The 7037-nt window shown below is 44.2% G+C and carries 3 protein-coding genes and 1 CRISPR repeat array; all 3 genes read right to left on the bottom strand.

Features of this window, described 5'->3' with window-relative positions; genetic code table 11:
- A partial coding sequence (locus QUB11_RS30415; protein WP_333207395.1) for a DUF4277 domain-containing protein occupies positions 1–307 on the bottom strand: 307 nt, incomplete at its 3' end.
- Positions 308–811: 504 nt separating this feature from the next.
- Positions 812–1711, bottom strand: a complete 900-nt coding sequence (locus tag QUB11_RS30420; RefSeq protein WP_333207394.1) for a S1 RNA-binding domain-containing protein — start codon at positions 1709–1711, stop codon at positions 812–814.
- Between the two features lie 99 nt (positions 1712–1810).
- Positions 1811–2557, bottom strand: a complete 747-nt coding sequence (locus QUB11_RS30425) for a dienelactone hydrolase family protein (protein WP_333156945.1) — start codon at positions 2555–2557, stop codon at positions 1811–1813.
- A gap of 976 nt (positions 2558–3533) precedes the next feature.
- A CRISPR array of direct repeats spans positions 3534–6964; the repeat unit is 37 nt; unit sequence GCCGGAAAAAACCTAAAACCCTATCAGGGATTGAAAC.
- Positions 6965–7037: the final 73 nt, after the last annotated feature.

A 7037-nucleotide genomic window follows, 5' to 3' on the forward strand; every position in this document is an offset into this window, starting at 1 on the left:
TTTTGTCCAGAACGCGCCCGAGTCTGTCATCATTTAAGTGTTCTGGTCTGATACCCTCTCCCAACAAGTGTTCTGTGACCTTACCGACAAAAAAATTTTCCAACAGGTACAGGGGGGCGCTGACAAATCCCAACCCATTCAAAATCATTGCTTTGATGGCTTGACCGGGAGTGACGATTTCTTGTGGGTGAGTACCCAGCAGTCGAGCGAGTTGTTCAACTAATCCCATGGAATCACAGATGCCAGCAATTAGACCGCAGTGGTCAAGATCCTGTACTCTAATATCAGACGCTTCAATTTTGCTCATCTTTTAAAAATACTCGATCCCGCGATCCCACCTGCGGAATGTGGGCTATATAGCAATCCTTGCAGGAGTCGTAAATTTTTTACCCCACCCCAACCCTCAGAGCGGGTTCGGGGAGTCCGTAAGAAATTCACAAATGATGTGAGGATTGCTATAGTGGGATTCTTTTTGGAAACTGGTATAAGAAGTTGATATAAAATGCAAAATAAGTAAATCAACTTAGGAGCGCGAATTAAATAACTTACAATTTTAATTGTTATTGTGGGATGGGCGTCCCGCCCGTCCCACTTTCAAGAGTGGAAGTTATTTAATTCTCATTCCTTAATTAAACGTAAAACGATCGCACTCTTAAGCTAATACGCATTTAAATTGCATGGTAAAATAAATTTTCCTTCTTTTGGGGAGTAGGGGTTGGGCATCTTCCCCGCCCTCAACATACAATTTAAATGCACAAAAGCTTACAACCTCGACTTCTTTAATAAGTCGGGGTTGTAATTAGATCAAGACTTAAGAAAGAGTCTTTCTAGCACGTTCCGATCGCTCTTCTGCGGTATCCATAACATCCGCCATTTTATCCACCATTTCCCCTGGGTAATTTTCCAGTACCCGAGTAGAAAGTGAAATTCGGCCACGACTTTCATCGAGGTCAAGCACGATCGCTTTCAGGGGTTGACCGGGAGCAAACACCTTTCCAAGGTTATCAATATATTTTTGGCTGACTTGCTTGATGTGCAGCAAACCGCTAACTCCTTCCAAGTCCACAAACACGCCAAAAGGCTTGATGCTGCTGACTTTTCCTTCCACCAACTGACCAATTTGCAAGTCCTTGAAGGCATTGGATTGAGTGGCCATCCGCTGGGAAAGTACGAGTTTTTCTCGTTCGCGATCGACCTCCAAAAAATTAACGCTCAAAGATTGACCGATCAGCGATTCTAGGTTATCGCGATCGACTAAGTGCGATCGGGGAATAAAGCCGCGCATTCCCTGAACATCTACAGTCACGCCGCCCTTATTTGCCCCAGAAACCCGCACCTGAAGAACTTTACCGGTTTCCTGCAATTCAACTAAATCTTCCCAAGCTTGCTGAATTTGTAACTGCCGCAGAGACAAAGTAACTTGGCCATCTGCATCTTGTTCGCGGATAATCAAAAAGTCCCGTTCCTCGTCCAGGGGAACCACTTCCGACAAATCCGTTACTGTTCTCAAAGCAGCCTCTTCGATCGGCAAAAAAGCCGAAGACTTGCCGCCGATATCAACATACGCGCCGTTTGAGTCGTACTCGAACACTTTGCCGCGCACTACTTGTCCCTTCTGGAACTCGTAATTGTGCTGTTCGAGGGCTTTAGCAAAATCATCCATTGAAAAGGATGCTTTTGCGCTTTGAGAACCTGTAGATTTGGAATTCATGTCAGTTTAGTTGTCAGTTGTCAGTAATTTAGTTGGCAGTCGTCAGTAGAAAAAAATTTCCCACTCTCCCCATCTCCCTATCTCCCCATCTCCCACTCTCTAAGCTGGTTGAAGTTGCTGATGAAATAGCTGCTTCACCTGCACCCACGAGTCGGCTGCTGCCGTAGCGTCGTAACTGCCGCGGTGGTCGCAGAAGAAGCCGTGATCGGCATTGTAGCGGAAAATTTGGTGAGAAATACTGTGTTTTTGCAATTCTGCGGCGATTTGGTCAACTTGTTCTAAGGGTATGCTGGGGTCTTGAGTGCCAAAAAAGGCGTAGAGAGTGCCTTTAATGTCTGCTGTGCGGGCGATCGTGGGGGTGCCGCCGCCGGGGGTTAGGGTGGCGATACCGGCGCCGTAGAACGACGCTGTAGCCTTGATTTCGGGCAAAGTAGCGGCGAGGTAGGCGACGTGTCCTCCAAAGCAGAAACCGATGCAGCCAAAACCTTCGGGTTTGACAGAGGGTAGAGTTTTGAGGTAATCGATGGTGGCTTGGATATCGCCCAGAAGTTCGGAAGCGGTGGTTTTTTCTTTGTATTCTCTGCCGATTTGGATGGCTTCGGGTGTGTAGCCGGTTTCAAAGCCGGGGGCTTGACGCTGGTAAATGGCTGGGGCGATCGCCACATATCCTTCTTTTGCTATTCTTTCAGTAACTTCGCGGATGTGCGAGTTGACGCCAAAGATTTCTTGAATCACGATTACTGCGGGAAATTGCCCTGGGGAGGCTGGCTGGGCGAGGTATGCAGCTATTTGCAAATCCCCGTTAGGAACTGTGATGTTTTTGGTGCTAATTTCGGCTTTTGTCATCGGGAGTTTTAAGGTAAATGCCACTCTACTAATTTTAAGTTAATTTGGGGGATTTTTAGGCAAGTCGCCAATAATATTTTTCGGCACCGCGAAGCGTAAATACCGCAAATATAGCAGGTAAAAATTCGCTAATTATTGAACGTTTAGGTTGCGCTGAAGAAGTCGCGGCAAATTACTCCTAGCAATTAATTGGGGATTCAATTTCGGTAAAATATAAGTTGTGGTCGGGGATTTTCTAAAGCATAGATTTTGATAAGTCTACGACTTTGCAGCTTTTATATGGCTTTTTCGTGAGATTTTAGAGATAAGTGTCTAAGTCGTTAGCTGTTGAATATGAGCTAATTTTTTTGGATATATCGGAGTTGTTTTTTAATCGCTTTGCTTTCTGGTTGGCGGAATCGTTTGAGGAGATTGATTCCGGCTAGGACTCAAGTCTAAGTTACGATCGCCATGCCGAACAAAGTCATCCAACCAGTTGAGGAGATTGATTCCGGCTAGGACTCAAGTCTAAGTTACGATCGCCATGCCGAACAAAGTCATCCAACCAGTTGAGGAGATTGATTCCGGCTAGGACTCAAGTCTAAGTTACGATCGCCATGCCGAACAAAGTCATGCAACCCAAGGAAGACAGTATTTGGTTTTTTCCGCTGTGCGCTTGCTGTCAGGGTAAGATTGAACGCATTGGTGGGCTAGTGCCAGTCGATCACACAATATTTTTTGCCTAGTTTCCGTGAACCGGTAGGTGTTAAAATAGGGGTATCAAATTTTTCGCCTCAAACTCATGTGCAGCAAGAGTTTGATGCCCATCCTCTGAAAAAAAGATTCACGGAAAGTCTGAAAGCTTTACAGGATAAGGTTTTGGAGTGAATATGAAATTTTTGGTATTGACAACCCGAAGGCTGGAATGGTACTTTTGTTTTAGATTCACGGAACTGCACCTTGAAAACCAAATACACCCTGGCTTCTGGAACGGGCAGCCGGAAAAAACCTAAAACCCTATCAGGGATTGAAACGCTTAAACCTAACAACATTTGTTTAGTTCTGCGACTGAGCCGGAAAAAACCTAAAACCCTATCAGGGATTGAAACAGCAACTGACACTGTAGGTGTGGGGAGGGGAGGGGGGCCGGAAAAAACCTAAAACCCTATCAGGGATTGAAACGTTATCAGTCAACTGCTACAAATTACCACCGACGCTGGCCGGAAAAAACCTAAAACCCTATCAGGGATTGAAACTTATTTCCGCAAAATATGCCTCACACTCTTGACTAGAGCCGGAAAAAACCTAAAACCCTATCAGGGATTGAAACATCATAATCTTCAATTACCCACAACCGCCCATGTAAGCCGGAAAAAACCTAAAACCCTATCAGGGATTGAAACTGCAGTACGATTAATTTAGGCATTAATTAAACCTCCGGCGCCGGAAAAAACCTAAAACCCTATCAGGGATTGAAACAACAGCAGTTCGGGGATGGGGTTGGTAGCGGCGGCCGGAAAAAACCTAAAACCCTATCAGGGATTGAAACGCGAGATTTCAGGACTAATTTGGCTAATAGAATTCCGGAAAAAACCTAAAACCCTATCAGGGATTGAAACAGAAGCTCCCTGGCTTGACATCAATGCGCTAGCCTCGGAGGCCGGAAAAAACCTAAAACCCTATCAGGGATTGAAACCTTCAGCAGCATTTACTTTTTCGATTACATAAGGCCGGAAAAAACCTAAAACCCTATCAGGGATTGAAACTAGCTCCTGGACAACTTTATCTCGGAGCTGATTGAGGCCGGAAAAAACCTAAAACCCTATCAGGGATTGAAACTGTAGAAATCGAGATGTGAGTAGGGGGATTGATGAATAAGCCGGAAAAAACCTAAAACCCTATCAGGGATTGAAACTCTACTTGCAGTGCTAGTATTGCTTTACAACATGCCGGAAAAAACCTAAAACCCTATCAGGGATTGAAACGATAATACCCGATGCAATGATTTGTGGTGTATCGCCGGAAAAAACCTAAAACCCTATCAGGGATTGAAACGCCTTACTTCAGGTTGCAGGCTAGCGAAATCTTCGGCATTAAGCCGGAAAAAACCTAAAACCCTATCAGGGATTGAAACCCACACTTGAGCCATTAGAGCCTCAAAACCCTGGCCGGAAAAAACCTAAAACCCTATCAGGGATTGAAACTTCATCTTCGATCGCACACTCAATTTCTGAACAAACTAGCCGGAAAAAACCTAAAACCCTATCAGGGATTGAAACGGAACTTCACCAGTAACATTTTTATCTGCCGTCAAGCCGGAAAAAACCTAAAACCCTATCAGGGATTGAAACAACTCACTTACTCTGTGAGGCGCTTCATCTTGAGGCCGGAAAAAACCTAAAACCCTATCAGGGATTGAAACCTTGATTACATTTAATACCTTTAGCAGCTATTAAAGGGCCGGAAAAAACCTAAAACCCTATCAGGGATTGAAACAATTTTTCATCAGAATATCTAACACGACCGTGAAAACTGGAAGGCCGGAAAAAACCTAAAACCCTATCAGGGATTGAAACCATTCAATCCGAGGCGTTTTGCACGCTGGCTCAAGCCGGAAAAAACCTAAAACCCTATCAGGGATTGAAACCCGACATAAATTAATCCTCATGAGAATAACGAGACAAAATCAAGCCGGAAAAAACCTAAAACCCTATCAGGGATTGAAACCGTCTTTTTTTAGCTTTAAAAAAGCTCTTTTACTCGCCGGAAAAAACCTAAAACCCTATCAGGGATTGAAACCTGGTACTTCTATACGTTATTCCAGCTGGATAGGTCATACTTCCGCCGGAAAAAACCTAAAACCCTATCAGGGATTGAAACCTTTTATTGGGTTGGGAATATTTTTGTCTGGGTGCCCCGGAAAAAACCTAAAACCCTATCAGGGATTGAAACGGAGCAACCGCGCTCCCTTTTAACGACAGAATCGAGCCGGAAAAAACCTAAAACCCTATCAGGGATTGAAACCGATCGTCCGCGCCTTGATTTCGGCAGCCTTACGATTTGAGCCGGAAAAAACCTAAAACCCTATCAGGGATTGAAACTAAGATTTAAGGGGTAAATATGGACGGAATTTTAGGCCGGAAAAAACCTAAAACCCTATCAGGGATTGAAACAACACCTCAAAGTTGATTGCAGATTTTCATGATGCCGGAAAAAACCTAAAACCCTATCAGGGATTGAAACAAGCGAAAAAGTCAAACGTATCAGCCTCAAATACCAGATTGGCCGGAAAAAACCTAAAACCCTATCAGGGATTGAAACCAAGCTTTTTAAGAGCCTGAGTGTTCGCGCCGTGGGCCGGAAAAAACCTAAAACCCTATCAGGGATTGAAACTACAAGATTTTAGCGCGGGTGCTACTTTTAAAGGGCCGGAAAAAACCTAAAACCCTATCAGGGATTGAAACACCTCGGAACCGCAAGTTTTACAAAGTTGTTCCGGCCGGAAAAAACCTAAAACCCTATCAGGGATTGAAACAAAATCTGGAAAATGGCGCGGATCGCTTGGTCAGCTTTAGCCGGAAAAAACCTAAAACCCTATCAGGGATTGAAACTATAAAACTCAGATTTAAAATCCCGGTTTGGGTAAGCCGGAAAAAACCTAAAACCCTATCAGGGATTGAAACTTATCTTGCTAAAGCTAAATCATTTGACATAGCGCTAGCCGGAAAAAACCTAAAACCCTATCAGGGATTGAAACATTTTTTTACCGAGCATTGAAATTTCAGCATTCGGCCGGAAAAAACCTAAAACCCTATCAGGGATTGAAACAACAGATTTTTCTACAACCTCATATTCTGCAAGGTTGCCGGAAAAAACCTAAAACCCTATCAGGGATTGAAACTCTAAGCTTGTAGAAAGAATAGGAGAAGCTCGATCGCACGCCGGAAAAAACCTAAAACCCTATCAGGGATTGAAACAGTCTGTTAAGTACGATTTGATGTTGGAAAAGTCGATCGGACGCCGGAAAAAACCTAAAACCCTATCAGGGATTGAAACTATCACCGAAGGCGTAATAAACGCTAACCGTGGATTCGCCGGAAAAAACCTAAAACCCTATCAGGGATTGAAACGAGCTATATGCGATCGAGGGCATGGGAGAAATCCGAGCCGGAAAAAACCTAAAACCCTATCAGGGATTGAAACATAGCTTGAGAATTCACTTACACCCCAAGGATAACTATGAATGCCGGAAAAAACCTAAAACCCTATCAGGGATTGAAACTTAACGGTGTGAGCCACGGTTGCTACACCACTTGCGCCGGAAAAAACCTAAAACCCTATCAGGGATTGAAACGCGAAGGACTTGCTTGTGCAAATCTTTTCCAGCACAAGCCGGAAAAAACCTAAAACCCTATCAGGGATTGAAACCCACATTCCGCACCCCCAACTGGCACATACGCGGATTGAGGAAGTAAAAGTGAATCATCGGAGATAATAATGA

This window comes from Microcoleus sp. B6-A1 (assembly GCF_036705085.1).
Lineage (GTDB): Bacteria > Cyanobacteriota > Cyanobacteriia > Cyanobacteriales > Microcoleaceae > Microcoleus.